Annotated in this window: 11 protein-coding genes; 9 read left to right on the forward strand and 2 right to left on the reverse strand. The window is 60.2% G+C overall.

Annotation, left to right across the window (positions count from 1 at the left end; genetic code table 11):
- The 9 genes from BP869_RS07440 to wtpA all read left to right on the forward strand — a co-directional run.
- The coding region (locus tag BP869_RS07440) for a NosD domain-containing protein (RefSeq protein WP_342678339.1) at positions 1-3378 on the forward strand (3378 nt) is incomplete at its 5' end.
- 186 nt (positions 3379-3564) lie between these two features.
- A complete protein-coding gene (locus BP869_RS07445; protein WP_342678341.1) occupies positions 3565-5760 on the forward strand; it encodes a DUF3344 domain-containing protein in 2196 nt (731 codons plus the stop codon).
- A gap of 241 nt (positions 5761-6001) precedes the next feature.
- Positions 6002-10966 (forward strand): PGF-pre-PGF domain-containing protein, encoded by a 4965-nt coding sequence (locus BP869_RS07450; protein ID WP_342678343.1) that lies wholly within the window; start codon positions 6002-6004, stop codon positions 10964-10966.
- A 56-nt stretch (positions 10967-11022) separates the two neighbouring features.
- A complete protein-coding gene (locus BP869_RS07455) occupies positions 11023-11805 on the forward strand; it encodes an argininosuccinate synthase (RefSeq protein WP_342678345.1) in 783 nt (260 codons plus the stop codon).
- Positions 11806-11814: 9 nt separating this feature from the next.
- Positions 11815-14832, forward strand: coding sequence for a PEGA domain-containing protein (locus BP869_RS07460; RefSeq protein ID WP_342678347.1), 3018 nt, complete (start codon positions 11815-11817; stop codon positions 14830-14832).
- Complete coding sequence (locus tag BP869_RS07465; RefSeq protein WP_342678348.1) at positions 14808-16073, forward strand: metallophosphoesterase family protein; 1266 nt, start codon at positions 14808-14810, stop codon at positions 16071-16073. Before BP869_RS07460 ends, BP869_RS07465 begins: the two co-directional genes overlap by 25 nt.
- A 4-nt stretch (positions 16074-16077) precedes the next feature.
- Positions 16078-16914, forward strand: a complete 837-nt coding sequence (locus BP869_RS07470) for an argininosuccinate synthase (RefSeq protein ID WP_342678350.1) — start codon at positions 16078-16080, stop codon at positions 16912-16914.
- Entirely contained in the window at positions 16911-17465 is a 555-nt protein-coding gene (locus tag BP869_RS07475; protein WP_342678352.1) for a molybdopterin-dependent oxidoreductase, read from the forward strand. Before BP869_RS07470 ends, BP869_RS07475 begins: the two co-directional genes overlap by 4 nt.
- Positions 17462-18454: a tungstate ABC transporter substrate-binding protein WtpA gene (gene wtpA / locus BP869_RS07480; RefSeq protein ID WP_342678354.1), complete on the forward strand. Its 993-nt coding sequence runs from the start codon at positions 17462-17464 to the stop codon at positions 18452-18454. Before BP869_RS07475 ends, wtpA begins: the two co-directional genes overlap by 4 nt.
- A gap of 92 nt (positions 18455-18546) precedes the next feature.
- Here wtpA and BP869_RS07485 read toward each other — a convergent pair whose 3' ends face one another.
- Both BP869_RS07485 and BP869_RS07490 read right to left on the reverse strand, forming a co-directional pair.
- Complete coding sequence (locus tag BP869_RS07485; RefSeq protein ID WP_342678356.1) at positions 18547-19659, reverse strand: 3-isopropylmalate dehydrogenase; 1113 nt, start codon at positions 19657-19659, stop codon at positions 18547-18549.
- Positions 19638-20135 (reverse strand): 3-isopropylmalate dehydratase small subunit, encoded by a 498-nt coding sequence (locus BP869_RS07490; protein WP_342678358.1) that lies wholly within the window; start codon positions 20133-20135, stop codon positions 19638-19640. The genes BP869_RS07485 and BP869_RS07490 overlap by 22 nt, the downstream gene beginning before the upstream one ends.
- Position 20136: the final 1 nt, after the last annotated feature.

Here is a 20136-nt window from a genome sequence, read left to right on the forward strand (position 1 = left end):
GCCCCTGCGATCGGTTCGGACGGCACGATCTACGCCGGTTCGGCCGACGGCGGCCTCTATGCAATCAACCCCGACGGCACCCTGAAGTGGTCGTACGCCACCGGCGGCGCCGTTGCGTCCCCGGCGATCGGCAGAGACGGCACGATCTATGTGGGTTCGGCCAGCAAGACCGTCAACGCCGTGAACCCCGACGGCACCCTGAAGTGGTCCTATACTACCACCGGCACCATCACGGAGGCACCGGCCGTCGATGTCGAAGGTACCGTCTATATCCCGTCCACCGACATGAACGATCGGAACCTCTATGCGATCGGCTCCGACGGCACCCTGAAGTGGACGTTCGCCAATCCGAATACCACCTCGCGGTTCTTCTACGCACCCTCCATCGGCGCGGACGGCACCATCTACGTCGGGTCGAGCGACAGTAAACTCTATGCGATCACCGAGAACACCGCGCCCAAGCTCACCACAATCTCTCTTGTGCCGAAGAAACCCCTCGTCCTCAAAGGGGATGGACTCTCGCTCAATGCAACGGCCATCGACCAGTACGGGAACCAGATGGAGGGGTTCGTCTTCGCCTGGACGAGCAGCAACGAGACGGTCGGCACGGTGAACGCCACCGGGTACTTCACCGCCCTTACCGCCGGCAAAACGGTGGTCACCGCCTCAAACGGCACGGTGAAAGGCAACACCACCATCACCGTCCACCCCGACAGTCCGATCACCCTGTACGTCGATGCCTCCGGCGGAGGAGATTTCACCACCATCCAGGCGGCCGTCGACGCGGCGTTCGATGGCGACCGCATCATCGTCAGGGACGGCACCTATGTTGAAAATGTCGTCCTCGACCGCTCTGTGTATCTGGGATCGATGAACGGATCGTCATCGACGATCATCCGGCCGGCGGATCCGACCGGCAACATCGTCACGATACAATCGGACAACGTCACCGTCGAGGGATTCTCACTCACCGGGACAACTCCCAACCTGAGTAATAATCCTTCTGCCGATATGTGGTACTGGCGAAATGCCGTCTATTCCTATGAATGCGATAACCTTACCATTGCAGGAAATGAGGTTTTCGACAACTATTTAGGTATTTGCCTTAGAAAAGCGCACAACTCCACTATCAGCGGGAACACTGTTCGTGATGTGTCCGCCAAAGGGATCTTTTTGGATGGCAAGGTGTCCTTATGGGACAAAATAGGCAGGGGAGCAAGCGGGAACACGATCTCCAACAATGTTCTCTATGGAATCCCAGGGGGAATGGGTACATATGGTTTAGTCTTGGTCTGTGCCATGGACAACACTATAGTGAAGAACGAGATCCATGACACTGAATATGGACTGAGTCTGGCAAGTTCGGAATCAAATGTTATCTCAGAAAATCAATTTAGAAATGTCAGCATCGCTGGTATTTATCCGAGTTACGCCACCAACAACATCTTTGTGTCCAACACGTTCACGGGCGGGCAACATGCATTCTGGGTTATAAGAGGCGGTTCAAACACCGCATATCTCAACACGTTTAATACCTCCTCCGCACTTGGATCCCTAGGCAACGGTGGTCAACACCCTGCATCCTGGCAGTGGAACTCCACCGAACCGGTGACCTATATGGTCCACGGTGAGGCGCGGTCCTCGTACCTCGGAAACTTCTGGGGTCCCCTCTTTACCTGTAATGACTCGAATAATGACGGTATTGGTGACGACCCGTTCATAATTCCATTGATACGTACGTCACAGATCGACAATTACCCCCTGTGTGGCCCCTATAAGGACGGCGTCATTCTCGTTCCGGCCTCGATCGTCCTTACGCCGCAGACGTCTTCGCTTACCCCCGGCGACGTCCTGACGTTCAGCGCCGTCGCCTATGACGACAACGGCGCTGAGATCTCGCCCCTCGCCTTCGGGTGGACGTCGTCCGACGCCACCGTCGGCACGGTGAACGCCTCCGGCGTCTTCACCGCCCACAAGATCGGCACGACCACGGTCAGCGCCGCGGCGAATGGTGCGGTCGGCACGGCCACGGTGACGGTGACGCCGCCGCACGGCGACCAGACGAAAGACTTGCCCCTGAACGTCCCGGGCTGCACTATCACGGAGAACGGCGACGGCACGCATGAGGTCAGGATCAACACCACCTCCACCAACACCACCGTCTCCGGCAACACCATCCAGATCGACGAGGACACCTTCAGCCTCATCATCGAGACCGAGGGCGCTCCCACCGTTGTGAACGGCACCGTGACCGGCACGGTCGCCGGGATCACCCTCACCACCACGCCGGTCACCACGATCTTCGACGATCTCGGCACGGTCACCGCCTCCCTTGCGGCGAACCTGACCGGCATCCCCTCCGGTGCCGCCCTGAAAACCACCGTCTCCCAGAACGTTTCAGCCGATGCCCGGAGCGCGTTCCAGCTCGCCGCCTCGGGCGACGGCCTGAACCTCGGCGCGGTCGCTTACACGCTGAACATCGTGAAGACGAACCTCACGAACGAGCAGGACGTTTCCGATGCCACGATCCGGATGACCGTGAGCCCTGCGTGGGTCGATGCCCACGGCGGCGTCGATGCGGTCAAGATCATCAGGTCCGCGGAGGACGGCACGAAGGAAGTCCTGAAAACGGTCCTCGTCGGCACCGATGCCGACGGGAACATGGTCTTCGAGGCCTTCTCGCCGAAGGGCCTCTCGGTCTTCGGTCTGGCCGCAGTCTCACCCACAACAAGCGGCGGGGAGACTGGTTCCTCGCACTCGTCATCCGGTGGTGGAAACTCTGACGTCGCCGCGATCTCCGGTTCCATCCCTGCCGGGGAGACGAAGTCCTTTGCTGTGAAAGAAACAGCGATCACCAGGATCACGGTCGCTGCCTGGGACGCGATCGACGACATGCTTGTGACGGTGGAGAGGTCCTCCCTGCCGAAGGGCGTGGACGCCCCTGCTCAGACGACCTTCGAGGTCATCAAGACCACTCTCTACCTGGCCGACCCGGCCGCGATCGACACAGTGACTCTTGAGTTTGCGGTACCGACGGCCTGGATCAAAGAGCACGGCCTCTCCGCCGACAGCATCGTCCTCCTCAGTTATGAGAAGGATGCCTGGAAGCCGCTCAAAACCTCCTTCCTGAAGGAGGAGAACGGCCAGGCGCTGTACTCGGCCGAGGCCTCGGGATTCTCGTACTTCGCGATTGCCGCGGGCACGACCGCCTCTGCCGGTCAGCAGGTCGGGGAGACAGTCACGCCGACCGTGACGGTGACCGCCGCCGCGGAGACGACCGCACCGGCAACCACTACCCCGACGACGCAGAAGTCGCCGGTACCGTGGTTCCTCTCTCTTGTCGCCATAGGCGCACTCTTCCTCCTGAAGAGGGACTGAATCCTCTCTTTTTTCTGGCCAGGTAAGGTTAACGAGATCTGATGAACATTTTTCAGATCATAAGAATAATCTGTGCATAATCCAGAATATGGATGTATAACCTTCGTTTCTGCTTGATACCATGACCTAAAGGAGATTATCATGAATCAGGGAATAAAATCACGACATGTGTTTCTGGCTCTGGCCATGCTTCTGGCTGCCGTCTGCATCGCCCCCGCGGTTGCCGACGACGTCGGCGGGATCACGATGCCCGGCACCAGCAATTTTGACCTCATCCTCTCAGATGGGATGACCAAGTTCTTCAAGTTCGAAGGCGGCGGACTCAACGCCCTCCATGTCACAACCGATCCCGAGTCCGAGCCCTATGGGCAGGTAACGACAACTGAAGAACAGTCGGGTGTCTTCTATCTCTCAGAAACAGGCGGTCGCGGCTTCTTTGACGACATGATCCTGATGGTCGCCGTCAATGGCGCCATTCCTGACGACTTCGCCCTCCATATCAGGGCGAGTGGATACAGGTGGACCCCGACGCCGGTGTTGAACATGCCGCCCACAGCAGATCAGATCGAGTACGTCGACGGGGCCTATGAGGGAACGATCACGAAGGACAACTTCAAGTACAGCCCACAGACCTGGAAGCCTGCCGGGAACAATCTGCCCGGGGCATATCCCATCTACTATGGTCAGGACGTCTCCGACGGTTCGAACCCCTTCCATACCGTCTATATCGACCTCAATGTCGGTAATATTGGCAAAAATTCCCAGATCGATGGCCTGAAGGATCTGGGTGCCGTGAAGATCGAGTACGAGTTCGAGAACTTCGGAACCTTTGCGGCTTTCAATTCTTATGGTTGGTGCAACCAGTCCAATCAGGGCCAGGGCATCTCCTGGACAAACAGGATTGTCGGTGAGGGTTCGAGCGGCTACGCGGTCATCGGGACTGCGCCGCAGGGAGGAGACGTGGCACCGGGCAGCGGTGGGGATTCGGATACAGGTGCCTCTTCCGGATTATCTGGATCTGAGTTCACCGAGCAGGAAAGCGGGGAGGTAAATGGTCATGTGGCCCTTGTAACGACCAACGGTGCCCCCGTCCTCCTTGACGGGGGAGGGAGTGCGACACTATCCCTTGTTCCTCCGTCCGGTACGGGAACCGTGAAAAAGGCGACCCTCTACCTCTTCGTGGACGGGTCGAAACAGGATGACAGGGGGATTGACCCTGCCCTGATATTCACGCTCAATGGGCGGTCGGTCTCTCCCGACCGCACAGCCACCGACCGCGAGGGCGGGAAGGACGCCCCGGTCACCGCCACCTATGCCTTCGACATGAACCGTCTCCCAGAAGGCGGTCTCTCCATCGAGGTCAGGAACACCGATTCGCAGGGTGCTGTCTGCACCCTTGACGGCGGCGCCCTCCTTGTCGTGCGTGAGGACCCGACCCTCCCCGAGATCCTCTGGCAGGTCGCCGAAGGGTGCGACGCCGTCGCCATCGACGCTGATGAAGGAGTCTATGAAGAGGACGCCGTGACGAGGACGGTCTTCGACGAGCGTCTCGACCTCGACTGCGTCGGTGCGGCGAGGCTGTACGTCGTCGGCACCGGGCCGCAGGCATGGACCGACGGCGGCGGCAGGGTCGGCTTCAACGACCGGGAGTGGCCCGGTGCCTTCGGTCGGAACGGTTCCGTGCTGCTGGCCGACCTCGACACTGCCCGCGCTCTCCTCCCCCGCGAGAACACCGTCACCATCGGAGCGCAGAAGAATGCCGATGACGGTGGTGTCCTGGTGAACCGTCTTGCCGTCCTTGTCACAACCCGGGGCACGCCCGTCAGCGCCGCCGCCGGTGCGGAGTCCGGGGCGGTTTCCATGATGACCAAGGCCTTCCTCATCGACAACCCGGTGGTCTCCCATGTCTCGGTGACCCTCCCTGAGCAGCGGGCGCCCTTCCTGGCTGTGGTGGAGGACACCGAGACGGCCGGCGGCGGTGCGCCGCCCGAAGGCGAGGTCTACCGCTACCTGAAGCTCAGACTCGAGGGTGCGAAGGCCGAGCCAGCATCTCTTGCCCTCACCTTCCATGTCCCCTCTACGTGGATCGCCGACCACGGCCTTGAAGCGGAGGATGTCGCGCTGATGCATCGGGTAGGCGGAGAATGGCAGGCACTCCCGACTGTTGCCGGAGAGGAGAAAGATGGGTCGGTAGAGTTTACGGCACAGGCCGGGAGGCTCTCTCTCTTTGTGATCGGCGGGAAGGCCGCAAATGATGCAACTGTTTCGGATATGAAGACTACACCGGTAGCGAGTGCGACCACCGCACCTCAGAAGTCGCCGGCAGGCTGGTTACCCGCTGTAGCGGCCCTTGCCCTCCTCATGTTTCTCCGGCGGCACTGACAGATACTCCACTCTTTTTTTCTGTCGTCTCCTCTTCGGCCCTCCGCGGCGGCGTTAACCACACCCCATTAACTTTTCAGGCAATTCAGAACATTAATATCGTTGTCTTGCAAAAATTAGCCCTGAATATCCACAAAATGTTAAAAAAGTTTGTTTAACTCCCCCGTTCCCCACGGGAATTCTAGAAATGAAAGTCTGAGGACTGAAGAACATGACAATATGTACGAATGATTTAGGCCGCATGCAGTGGAAATGGGGGTTGGTCCTCCTTCTCCTCCTGCTTTCGGCCGTTTGTATTGCCCCGGCGGCGGCTGAGCCGCTGGAACAGACACGCCACATCTTCATCAATGTCTCCAATACGGATGGCGTGAAGTACGACCTCGATGGCGGCGTGTATGGAACAGGGAACAACGGCACCTACTACATCAAGGCCGATGGCGGTGGCCTGAACGAACTTCATATCACTGCAGATGCGGCATTGCCCTCCGGTCAGGTGACGACGAGCAAAGACCAGTCCGGCACCTTCTATGTCTCGAACACCGGCGGCCGCGGCTTTGACGATACCATCGTCCTTCTGCTTGCCGTGAATGGCACGATTCCCGACGACTTTGCCGTCCACATCAAGTCGAGCGGGTACACTTGGATCCCCTCTTCAGTCAAAAACCAAGCCCCCACCAACTACACCTATGTTGAAGGTGCGGTGGACGAAACCTTCACGAAGGAAGATTTCATCTACGGACCGCAGATGTGGAAGCCCGGCCCCGGCAAGGTAGAACCTTATCTGCCGCCTGGCCTCCCGCTGTACGAAGGTCAGGACATGGGCGACACCAACAACACCTTCAGTCTCATGTTCATTGATCTCAATGCCGGGAACCTGAAATCAGCGAATTTCGCCGGGCTTTCCGATGAAGGTCAAGGTGCGGTGAAGGTCGAGTATTCCTTCGAGAACCTTGAGACCTTCGCCGCCTTCAATGCCTATGGCTGGTGCCTTGCCGCCAACCAGGCACAGGGCATCTCCTGGACCAATAATGTGAATGCTGCCGGGGGAACCGCTCCAGGTACAAGTGCGTATTCTGTCGTTGGCATCCCCCCCGTGCTGACCTCGATCAATGTTACTCCCGCTGTCGCCGACCTGAAGGTGAACGAAAAGCAGCAGTTCACCGCCGCTGCCCTCGACCAGAATGACCGGCCGATGACCGGCCTCACCTTCGAGTGGTCGAGCAGCAATGAAACTGTCGGGACCGTGAACGAGACCGGATACTTCACTGCACATGCAGCAGGCACGACGACGGTCGCCACAAAGAACGACACCGTCGAGGGTGCTGCGGATGTGACGGTGAGGGCAGCGTCTACAGGTGTGGATCTCCTCTACGAAGGGGACGTTTACCTTCCCGAAGGGGAAACCACTGTGACCTCAAGCCAGGGCCCGGCCTATCAGATCCCGTACCGAACCCCGCTTGGCGCCCTCGACACCGTTGCAAAGTCTGAAGGCTTCACCTATGCAGTCACCAACAAGAAGTGGACCGATTCTGGTATCCTGATGCTTGATGACATCGGCACCTACCCCTTCATCAAGAGCCAGAAGAGCTGGACCTGCTACGTGAACGACATAGCCCTCGACGATTACAGCAACCCGAGCACCGACGGTCTTAACAAGCGTTCCCTCGTCGACGGCGACAGGGTGAACTTCTACTACGGTCCGAAGGGTGCGACCACCCCGGAGAACGCCGAAGCCGCTGTGTTTCTCACCGTAAAGGCTGCTGCTGCGCCCGGCGACTGGACCCTCTCCATGAAGGGCAAGACGATGCAGACGGTCACGAAGGCCTACTTCGAACAGTCTATCGCCTGTCAGTCCAGCCACACGGCGAACTGGACCGATCCAGCAACCGGTGAACGCTGGGCTGGCATGCCCCTCTGGATGCTCGTCGCCATGGTCGATGACGAGGAGACTGGCGACCACTACAAGTTCAACGACGCCCTTGCAGCCAAGGGGTACTCGGTGAAGGTCACCTCGAAGGACGGCTACTCGATCAACATCCCGAGTGCCGCTATGGCCAGGAGCGATGGCTTCATCGTTGCGAATACCCTCAATGGCTCAGCCCTCCCCGAAACGATCGGTGATAAGAAAAAGCCCTGCTGGCCGCTTCAGATCAAGGGCTCCGAAGCCGATGCCGGACAGCTTGTCGGTGCCATCGTCTCCATCGAACTTGTCGGTCTCCCTGAACCGGATCAGGGATGGACCCTGAAGGTCTGCGGTGTGGTCAACGACACCATCACCCAGGCTGAATTTGAAGAAGCCGGTTGTCATGGTGGTGTAGAGTATACTGACAGCAAGGGCCGTGTCTGGAGCGGTGTCCCTCTCTGGTTCCTTGTCGGCGTCTCCGACAACATCGAGACCACCGACCACTGGACCTACAACGACGCACTTGCTGCGACAAACTACACCGTGAAACTCTTTGCTGGAGACGGGCAGAACCAGTCTTTCGGGAGCAAGCAGATCAACAGGAGCAGCGGTTACATCCTTGCCGACAAACTGGACGGCACGCCGATTGCCGATACCGATTCATCATACCCACTCAGGCTCGTCGGCGATTCCGTCGGTACAGGCCTGAAGAATATCGTGGAAATCGACCTTGTCGACCTCATCCCCGGCCCGGCGCCGGAAGGCTCCTGGAACCTCAAGCTGAAGGGGAAGATCGACTACACCGCCACCGAGGAATTCTTCGAGCAGGCGGTCGACTGTTCGCATCACACGGCTACCTGGACCAATCCCGAGACCGGTGAACGCTGGTCCGGCCTCCCGCTCTGGGACCTCTGCGGCTGGGTCGACGACCGCATCCCCCACGGATCGAACGGCTTCAACGATGGTGCGGCGACGGCTGGCTATAAGGTGATCGTCACCGCCGGGGACGGCTACTCCAAGGAGTTCTCAAGCAAGGACATCGCCCGGAACAATGGGTATATCATTGCAAACACTCTCAACGGCACCGCTCTCCCGAAGGACGGGAGCAAGGCACCCTGGCCCCTGCGGCTTGTCGGTCCTGCCGTCTCAGGCAGCAACAGCGTCGGCAGCATCGCCAAGATCGAACTGACCGAGTTCCAGAAACCGACCAAGATCCCCGACCTCCAGATCATCAAGTACGGCGCGGATGGCACGACCATCGTCGCCGAGAAGACCCTCAACTACACCTGGATGCAGGAGAACCTCAAGGTCTACGGCGACGGCGAGACAGTCTACCGCTTCCAGGGCCCGACCTTCGATCCGGACGACCTCTGGAACCCCGAGCAGAACAAGAACGTCGATCCCGGCAAGGTCTATGGCGCTGTGAAGGGTACGTCCATCAAGGACCTCTGCGACCTTGTCGGTGGCATGGAACCCGGTACCGAGATCACCCTCGAAGCGGGCGACGGGTATCAGACCAAGATGAACTACAACAATGTCTATGCGCCCCTTGACCAGCAGGGTACCGCAGTCCTCGCATGGTACAAGAAAGACGAAGGCTATGTGCCCGACTACGGCAACGGCTACAGGTTGTTCTTCATCACGCCCGACACGGTCTTCGGCAACGAGGACATGAGAGTCTCCTTTGCCCCGCAGTATCACCACTTCTACTTCGATAGTGGCATAAAGTATCCCTCTGCAGGCGGCCTATCGGCACGGAACATCGCTACCATCAAGATCTACCAGACTGAGAAGGACTGGACTCTCTCCCTTGAAGGCACCATCTCCACCTCGATGAGCAAGCACTACTTCGAGGAAGGTATCGCCTGTGAAGCGACCCACCGGGCCGAGTATAAGGACAACAAGGGTCGTGTCTGGCAGGGCATGCCCCTCTGGCGTGTTGTCGGCTGGGTTGACGACGACAACGAACACACCGGCCGGGCCTTCAACGACGAGATGGCGGCCGAGGGTTACACCATCCACATCGTCGCCTCGGACGGTACCGAGACGACCATCGACTCCAAGAACCTGAGCCGCTATGACGACACCAACTTCATCCTCGCCAACTCCCTCGACGGCAGGCACATCCAGCCCGAGGACAGCAGCTGGCCTCTCAGGCTTGTCGGAGACGATGTAGGCACATCGACGAAGGGCGTCGTGCGGATAGCCTTCATCCCGCCCGGCATGGGCGATGCCGTTCAGGAGATCGGCACCATCCCGGCAGGCTCTGAGAAGAACTTTACCGTCGAAAACTGCGCCTTCTCGAACCTCACCCTGAAGGCGAAGGATGATATCAACAGCGGCGAGTTTGCCGTCTCTGCGGTAGGCACTCTCCCGCAGGACGTGCCGGCACCCGGATGTCAGGTCTATCAGCTCGTCCATGTCCTGTACCCGCAGCCCCAGGACTCCATCCAGGAGGCCAGGATCACCTTCTCCGTCCCGCTCTCCTGGCTCTCTGAACAGGGGATCGCGGCAAAGGACGTGAGGCTCATGCGGTACCACGACGGTGCCTGGCAGCAACTCCCGACGACCTATCTTGAGAGCCGCGGCGGTTCCGCGTACTTCACGGCGACCACACCGGGCTTCTCGTACTTTGCGGTCGGCGGCACAAAACCCTCATCACCGGTATACCCCTCCAGCCACTCCAGTGGTGGTACGGCGGCAATATCTGCCGTTTCAGGCTCCATCCCGGCAGGGGAGTCGAAGTCCTTCTCCGTGAGCCGGACAGCGTTCTCGACGATCACGGTCCGCGCCTATGACCAGATCGAACACTTCCTCTTCACGGTGAAGGTGGCGAAACTGCCGAAGGACGTCCCGGCACCTGAGGGCGAGGTCTACGAGATCGAAGAGATCACTCTGTACAAGACCGACCCGTCGGCGATCGAAGGGACCACGATCGAGTTTGCCGTTGGCGCTGGATGGCTGAAGGCCAGAGGCGTTTCGGCCGGCGACGTGACCCTCCTGCGGTACGCAAACGACCGGTGGAACCGTCTGGACACGACCTTTGTCGAGGAGAAGGACGGGATGGCATATTATTCGGCCGAGTCCCCGGGTTTCTCCTTCTTTGCCATCACGGCAGAGAAAGGTTCGGCAGTGACTCCCGACGATGTGCAGGCACCGGCGGGAGAGGTCACGGCCCCGACACCGGCGATCAATGAGACAACGGCAGCGACACCTACTCCCACTACCCCGCAGAAGTCACCGGTCTTCTGGGCCCTGCCCTTCATCGCCTTCGGCGCCCTTCTCCTCCTCAGGAGAAGGTAAAATCCTCTCTTTTTTTATGCCCGGAGAACGGCAAGTCATCATGTGTGGTGGAAAATATGAACAGTCATAACATTGTGCCGAACGTCCTTATCGCCGTCTGTCTGGTTGTCCTGCCGGTGGCGGCGACGACTGAGGTCCATATCGTCAGGTATGCCCCTGACGGCACGACCATTATCAACGAAACGACATTGGAATATACCTGGATGGAGACGAACCTCCCCATCCTCGGCGACGGGACGACTCACTACTACCACCAGGGTCCGACCTTCAATGAGTCAGACCTCTGGGATCCTGCCGAGTATCAGAATGTGGAGAGCAGGGACTATGGCGCCGTGAAAGGAACGGCCGTCAGGGACCTCTGCGGCCTCGTCGGCGGCATGGAACCCGGCGACACTCTGCAGGTGAGGGCGGAGGACGGATTTTACAAGAACTTCTCCCATGCAACTGTCTATGCCGGAGACTCCGGTAAAGCGACGATGGGCCTTGCCTGGTATGTCGGCGAGGACTCCGTGACCGGCGACCCGCAGGGCTCGGGCTATGCCCCTGAGTACTATGACGGCATGCGCCTGATCTTCTTTGCCGATAACTCGACAAACCCGTGGGGCTGGCATGTCTTCGGGGACAATGATATGAAGGAGACCCTGCCCGAGGACGAGTGGCACCTCTTCAGCGGGCAATGGCCGTCGACGAGCGGTCTCTCGATCAAGCAGGTGAGCGACCTTGAGATCTATATGCATGACAGTGCGGCAGACACAGAGACGGTACCCGGTACGCAGGCACCCCTCGGGATTGTCGTGGTCATTGCGGCCCTCTGCGCCGTCTGCGCCCTCAGGAGATGAGGCCCCGCCATGACTCCGACAGCATATGGCATGGGAAAAAAATCCCTCCTTCTCCTTGCCGTTCTCCTCTTCATGATGGCGGTGGCCGCAGTGCCAGTGTCGGCCGCAACGATCGAGATCACCGTCACAAAACTGGCGAGTGACGACACGACCGTCCTCGCCGAAAAAACGGTCACCTGGCAGTGGATGAGAGATAACCTCCCTGTCCAGGGGGACGGCGAGACTGTCTACTACAATCAGGGGCCGATCTTCGAAGGAGCATGGGAGAAAGTCCACCCCGATGAACCCTATGATTACTGGAACCCGACCGAGGACGTCAACCTTGAGTTTAAGGACCACGGGGAGTTCATGGGCACAGACGTGAAGGATCTCTGCAACCTTGTCGACGGTGCGGTAGAAGGGGATATGGTGACGGTCAAGGCCTCGGACGGCATGAAAAAAACCTGGCCGGCCGAGTATATCATCACCCCCAACCCCAGGCAGGGGCCGATGGTGATCGCGTGGTACCATGGCAAGGACACCGGGCCTGAAGGGGACACCGGATATGTTGATAAAGGATTCGACAAAGGCATGCGTCTCTACTTCCTTACTCCTGAAACGAATGAGCAGGGGATGCATGTCTGGGGCAACTGGGACATGCACGAGTCCTGGGATGAAGAGTACTGGTATTACTACAACAACGAGTACCCCTCTGCGAGCGGCAACTCGGTCCAGACGGTCAACCAGATCATCATCCACAGCCAGCTTTCCCCCTCTCAGGGTGGTTCAGGTGGTTCTGACGGCAGCGTGAGCAGGCCCCATGGATTCAAGGGTTCTGACCTCACGGTCGCCGACCATGGCACAGTGAACGGCACGGTGCAGGTCATCCCCTCTGATGGAGGTTTCTGCACCCTAGAGAGCGGTGATTCCTGCACCTTCTTCCTGAACACAACCGGCATTGGGAAGACCCCCGGTGTGCGCCTCTATCTCTTCGGGACAAACAACACGGGCAGTCCGTCTGAAGACGGTACCGACCTTGAAGTCTCCGTGGGGAACATGGATCTCAGGGCAGAGACGTATTATGTCGACGATGCGGAGGGACGCAGCCCTGCAGTCGAGACCTGGTATTATCCTATAAAGACACTCCCGCCGGCGAACCATACTCTCCATGTCCGGAATGCAGGAGAGGATGAGAGCTCGCTCACCCTTTCTGGTGGTGTCCTCGTCGTACCGCTTCCCGATACCTCGGGCAACTGCACCTCCTGGTGGATTGCCGAGGGTGCCGACATCATCCAGGCCGACCCGGAGTGGGGGATCACGGAGGACGATGCCTGCACCACCGCCGACTTCCCCGACCCTGTCGGGAAGGACGATCAGACCGTCGTCGGTCTCTCCGTCGTCAGCACCGGGGCGGCCGGGAATGAAACCTTCACAAACCGCGTCGTCCTCAATGACGGGGAGTGGACCAACATCCTCTCCGGCGGTGAGGACGCTGTCAGCATCGGCCATGTCGATGTAACCCCCTATCTCAGGGATGCAGGAAATACGGTTGAGATCGCCAGCATCCCGACCGGCGATCCCGGCGATTACATGGAGAACAGGATCGTCCTCCTTGCCGCGACCAGAATGCCTGCTCCGGCCATACCGATCACGACCGCGACAGTGCCGCCGACAGAGACGACCACAACAACTGTTGAAGTCACCACTGTTCCTGTGACACCTACTGCCTCCATGCCGCCAGCAGAGATAGAAACCTCTGAAGGTCTCCTCTCCGGGATCTGGACGATGATCGCCGGGTGGTTCGGCATCGAGGAGAATGAAAAAACTCCAGCGCCTGCCGGGACAGAGCAGGATGTTGACGGCCCGACCCTGACACCTGTCCCTGAGGTGACACCTTCGGCCTCCCATGCCGCGGTCACCGTCATCACCCACCCCGCAGGTGCGCAGGTCTTCCTGGACGGTGACTACACCGGTCTGATCACCCCGGCATCTCTCCCCAACCTCCCGGCAGGAGACCACACTCTCAGGATCGAACTGGAGAACTACCGTCCCTACGAGACCTCTTTCAACCTCAAAGAGGACACAGATGTCGCCGTCTCCCTCGAACCCCGCAACTCGAACCTCGATGTCGACCCCCTCTGCATCACCCTCGCCGCAGTCCAGGGTATGGACTCTCGTTCAGGCGGTATATCTGTGGAGGCGAGCGACGCCGGGGCAGACATCTACATCGACAACAAAAAGATCGATCCGAAGACTCCGCAGGTGGTCAACGGCCTCAGAGAAGGTCTCCACCGCGTGAAGGTGAAGAAGGCGAAGGCCTCCTATGAAATCGACACGAAGGAGGTCTGGGTCTCTCCGGGCGTGGTCGTCCCCGTGCGCTTCGACCGGAACGAGCATGTGATGCAAAAGACCCTTACCGTCGAGGTTCCCGGCTACAAGGGCGAACCCTGTTCTGTCAACGGGTATTATACCGGGAAGAAAATACCTGCGAAGATAAAGTTCGGCGGACTGAATTCATTCGTATCATTCAGCAGGAACAGTTCCTATATCTCTGTCCCTATCTCGGACTTTGTCGAAGACGGGAGCACCCTGACACTCCGACCGGAGACCGGGGGACTGACCGCCCTCAGGGTGGACTCTACCCCCCAGGGCGCCGAGATTTTCGTGGATGGCTTTGACACCGGGCATGCGACCCCGTACGTCGTTGAGAATGTCTCTCCCGGACGCCACAGGGCCATGCTCACCAAACCGGGCTACCTGCCGAAGGAAGATGTGGTCCTCGTTCCGAAGGGGAGTGATGAGGTGGACGTGAAGTTCATGCTTGCGTCCTATGCCAGTGGTTCCCTGTACGTGAACAGCACGACTGAAGGAGCGAAGATCTATCTCTACGGCCAGAACACCGGCGAGGTGACGCCCCACCTCTTCACCGGCATGGACCTCGGCAGTTACTCGGTCAAGGTCGTCGGCCGTTCTGACTCACGGACAGTCGATGACGTGCTGGTCAGACCCAACGAGGTGACAACGTGCGAAGTCAGGTTGAGGAGATGAGAGGGGCAGGAACTTTCCTCCTCTTCCTCCTCCTGATCATCCCCTCAGCCGTTGCTGCCGGGAATGCCACCTTTCTCTGGGGGCCGTATGTCACCGGTACCGACGAGACGACGGCCGTCGTCTCCTGGAAGACCGCAGGGCCGTCCAGCGGGAATGTCTCCTATGCGACTGCCGATGAGTTTGAAAATGCCGGGGAGTACGTCCACACCGTTACCGACCCTTCTGGTGTGACCCTCCACCATATGCGGCTTACGAACCTCACAGCCGGGACGATGTATCATTATGTCGTCACTGCAGGGGATGCGAGGGGCCCTGACTGCCGGTTCATGACCGCAGGTCAGGGGCCTTTCACCTTCGCGGTGTACAGCGACACGAGGGGACAGGTCCCCCTCTTCACCCAGATGGAGAGGCATAGACTCGTTGCCGACAGGATCGCGGAGGAGGAAAACCTCTCCTTTGTCATCCACTGCGGCGACTTCGTCACCTTCGGGAATGACCTCGCTGAATGGGACGAGTATTTCGCGGCGGCGAGGGGGATGCTTGCGAACACCACCCTGGTGCCTGCCCTCGGCAACCACGAGGGGAACAGGACGCCGTACTATGACGCGTTCGGCGTCCCCGAGTGGTACTCCTTTGACTGGGGCGACGCGCATGTCGTCGTCCTGGACTCGAACGACTGGACAAAGGGAAGGATCGACGAAGAGACTGCCTGGCTGGAGGCCGACCTCGCCCGGTCTTCGGGCCGGATCTTCGTCGCCTTCCACCACCCAGTCTACTCGTCCAATGAACGTCACTGGGGCGGCGACCGCGTCCTGCAGAGGGAGTGGGCGCCACTCTTCGATCGCTACAACGTAACGGCGGTCTTCAACGGGCATGTCCATGCCTATGAGCGCTACGAAGTCAACGGGACGCCATACTTCGTGATCCCGTGCGGCGGGGAGGAACTCTTCCCTCTTGCCGAAAAAAAGGCCCCGGGTTTTGAAAACGGCCTCGACCACACCCTCGCGTACCTGCGGGTCAGTGTGGACGGAGAGAGGGTGACAGTCTCCACGGTGCCTGTTGCCAGGATCTCCGGGGATAACAGGGAGGTTGTGAGCCTCTACCCTCGGAACAGTACTTTCGAGACCGTTGAGGTGACGCAGGAGGCAGAAGGGAGGGACGCCGCGCAGGCGCCTCTCTCTCCCTTCTGTGCATGTGCGGCGGCAGGTATGGCCGCCCTGTGGCTGAGAAAAGAAAGATGATCGTATGAACGTAACAAAGAGTGTATTTCTGCTCCTGCTCCTCTGTATCTGTATCGCAGGGGTGCAGGCCGCACCGACGACCTCGGTGCATGTGGTAAAATTTGCAGACGACGGCACCACGGTGCTTAATGAGACGACCGTTGACTACCTGTGGATGGAGGCGAACCTCCCCATCCTCGGCGACGGTACGACTCACTACTACCACCAAGGCCCAGTCTTCGCCGAGGACAAGGAGGCCCAGTGGGACAGGAACGAGACCACGAACTTCAAGGACCGCGGGGCAGTGAAGGGCACGGATGTCAGGGACCTCTGCGACCTTGTCGGCGGGATGCAGCCCGGCGACGAGGTGATGATCCGCGCCTCTGACGGCTATCATGTCGAGTTCGACTACGCAAACGTCTGCACGCCAGAACCCAGGCAGGGGCCGATGGGCCTCTGCTGGTACAATGGCGAGGAGGTCGCCGTCGGCGAGAGGCAGGGTGTCGGATACCCTCCTGACTACTATATGGGCATGCGCCTGGTCTTCTTCGCCGACAACTCCACCAACCCCGAAGGGAAGCACGTCTTCGGCAACCAGGACATGCGCGAGTCTTTCCCGCCCGAGGCTATCCACCTCTTCAACGACCTCTACCCCTCGACCTCGGGCTACACGGTGAAGTGGATCGACGAGGTCAGGGTCTATGCAGGCGGCTACCAGGGCAAGAAGAACGTCCCGGTGAAGTCTCTGCAGGGGAGCGGCGATGCGGCGCCGACGACGACCGCACCGCAGAGCCCTGCCCCTCTCTTTGCGACGCTCACGGCGCTCGTTCTCTGCCTCTTCGTGAGGAGGGTGGCGCCATGAAGGCAGTTCAGGGACTAATGGCGGCCTGTCTCCTCCTCTGCACCCTCGCGGCTGCAGGGTGCACGGGCACCACCGCACAGGACGACCCGGCATGGAACCTGACCCTTGTCGGCGACGGCGAGAAGGTGCTTTCCATGAAAGATATCAGGGCCCTGCCGGCCTGGGAGGGCTACGGCTATGCCGTCTCCACGACCGGGATCACGTACGGGCCGTACACGGTGAAGGGCGTGCCTGTCACCGATCTTGCAGACCTGGTCGGCGGCATCCCTGTGGGAGGGCAGGCTTGGGTCTCGGCGCCTGACGGTTACCTCTGGGTCTTCGACGACGAGCAGGTGCATGGTGAGGGCTTCATCACCCTCAACGAGGATCTGAAGGAGATACCCTCGCCTGCCCTCACCGTCGTCCTCGCCTACGAGTTCAATGGCACGGCGATCACGAATGAGGACGGCGGGCCCCTGCGGATCGTCGTCGGAACGGCAGAACCGGGCGTCGTCACCGAGGGGAGCACCTGGGTGAAGTGGGTCGACAGGATCGAGGTCAAGACGCCATGAAAAAGGGGATCATATTCCTTGCCCTTGCCTGCTTCCTCCTCGCGGCAGGGTGCACGGGGACGGGGGACGAACAGACTGTGCTGAAGGTCGTGCCCGCAGGCAGTCTTGTCGGCCCCTTCGAAGACCTGGAGACGGAGTTCGAGGCGTCCCACCCTGGCGTGGACGTGCAGGTAGAGGCGCACGGGAGCATCCAGTGCATCAGGCAGGTGACAGACCTCCACCGCGACATTGACCTGGTGGTCGTCGCGGACGAGGCCCTCATCCCCGACCTGATGTACAGGCCAGTCGAGGGGGGTGAGGGGAACTACACCGACGCGTACACCACCTTTGCCACCAACAGGGTCGTGATCGCGTTCACGAACCAGAGCAGGTATGCGGACGAGATCTCTTCCGAAAACTGGCATGACGTGCTGTCGAGGCCCGACGTCGTCGTCGGGATCTCGAACCCGATGCTCGACGCCGCAGGTTATCGGGCACTGATGGTGACGATCCTGGCAGAGAGATATTACCGGGACGATGGCCTCTTCGACGCCGTCCTCGGCGATCACCTCAGACCAAACGTGACGGTGGAAGAAAAGGACGGCGTCACGTCCATCACCCTCCCCGAGGTGCTCAAGCAGGAGACCGGGAAGGTCAGGATACGCGACGGCAGCATCTTCCTCCTCTCTCTCGTCGAGACAGGCGGTGTGGACTATGCTTTCGAGTACCTGAGCGTCGCGAAGGAGCATGGTCTGCGGTACGTCACCCTGCCGCCAGAGATCGACCTCGGGTCTGCGGAGCACCAGGAGGGGTATCGGGACGTCGTCGTCAACCTCGGTTTCCAGCGTTTCGGCTCCATAGGGAGCGACCGCGTCGGGACCCCGATTGTCTATGCGGCGACTGTCCCGAACTCCGCCCCCCACCCCGACCTTGCCCGCGAGTTCATGGACTCCATGGTCGCCGAGTTCGGGAAGGGGTATGAGGCATGGCCGGCGCCCCTCCCTGCGTGAGGGCCGGAAATCCATCACAAAATCTTTTTGTACGTCCTTCCCGGCACCGTCTGGATTTTCAGGGAGTTTTCACGGCATCACGAAAAATAAGTTTATTCCCTGACCAGCGCCGCTATGTGGTCGCCGACGTCCGCGGTCTTCGCCGCGCCGCCGAGGTCGCGGGTCACGACACCGTCCCGGATCGTCCCCTCGATCGCCCGCACGATCCCTTCTGCCGCCTCCGGTTCGCCGAGGTGGTCGAGGAGGAGGGCCCCGGCCCATATGGTGGCGATGGGGTTTGCGACGCCGAGGCCCTTATATTTCGGGGCCGACCCGTGGATGGGTTCGAACATCGAGGTCCCTTTCGGGTTGATGTTCCCGCCGGGCGCGAGGCCGAGGCCGCCCTGGATCATCGCCCCGAGGTCGGTGATGATGTCGCCGAACATATTCGGGGTGACGACGACGTCGAACCACTCCGGGTTCTTGACAAACCACATCGTCATGGCGTCGACGAAGGTGAACTCGGTCGCCACGCCCGGGTGGCGCCCGGCGACCTCGGAGAAGACCTCCCGCCAGAGGCCGTAGACGTCGGAGAGGACATTCGCCTTGTCGACAGAGGTGACCCGCCTCTGCCGCCTCCCGGCCAGGTCGAAGGCGTACTCCATCACCCGCCGGCACCCCTCGCGGGAGAGGACGCCGATCTGGTAGGCGATCTCCTCGGCGTCGCTCTCGACGTCGAGGCCGAACTTCACCGAGTAGAGGTCGCGGACGACTTCGAGTTCCTTTTTCTCCGTCTTCCTGAAGCGCGAGCCGATTCCGACATAGAAGTCTTCGGTGTTCTCCCGCACCACGACGAAGTCGATGTCCTCGGGCCCCTTGCCGGCGAGAGGGGTCTGGACCCCCTGCAACAGGCGGATCGGCCGCAGGTTCACGTACTCGTCGAAGAAGAAGCGCATCTTCAGGAGGATGCCCTTCTCCAGGATGCCGGGCTTCACGCGGTCGTCGCCGATGGCGCCGAAATAGATCGCCGGGTACCCGGAGAGTTCCTTCAGTTCCTCCTCCGTGATCAGCACCCCGGTCTCCAGGTACCTCTCTGCCCCGATATCGAAGTCCGTCCACCCGATATCGAAGCCGTACTTCTCCCCCGCGGCATCGAGGACCTTCTTCCCCTCGTCGAGGATCTCCGGCCCGATGCCATCGCCGCCTATCGCCGCGACCCTGTACACAGTTCCACCTCTTTCATCTCCTTTGCGTATTCGACCAGTCCGCCCGCGTCCACGATTGCCTGCATGAAGGGTGGCACCGGTTCGACCGGGTACCTGACGCCGTCAGACTCGATGGACCCGTCCGCGAGGTCGACCGTTATCTCGTGCCCTTCGAGGAGCGCCCCCGTATCCGGGCAGACGAGGGGGAGGAGGCCCGTGTTCACCGCGTTCCGGTAGAAGATCCGGGCGAAGGATTCTGCCACGACGACCTTCACCCCCGCACCCAGGAGGGCGAGGGGGGCGTGCTCCCGAGAGGACCCGCAGCCGAAGTTCCTGCCCGCGACGACGACGTCGCCGGGCCTGACCCCCTCCCTGAAGTCGTCCCTCGTCCCCTCGAAGACGTGCTCCGCAAGTTTCCCGGGGTCGTACTCGGTGAGGAACCTCCCCGGGATGATCGCGTCCGTGTCGATGTCGTCGCCGAATATCCAGATCCGCATC

It is taken from the genome of Methanofollis sp. UBA420 (genome assembly GCF_002498315.1).
In the GTDB taxonomy this organism is placed as follows: domain Archaea; phylum Halobacteriota; class Methanomicrobia; order Methanomicrobiales; family Methanofollaceae; genus Methanofollis.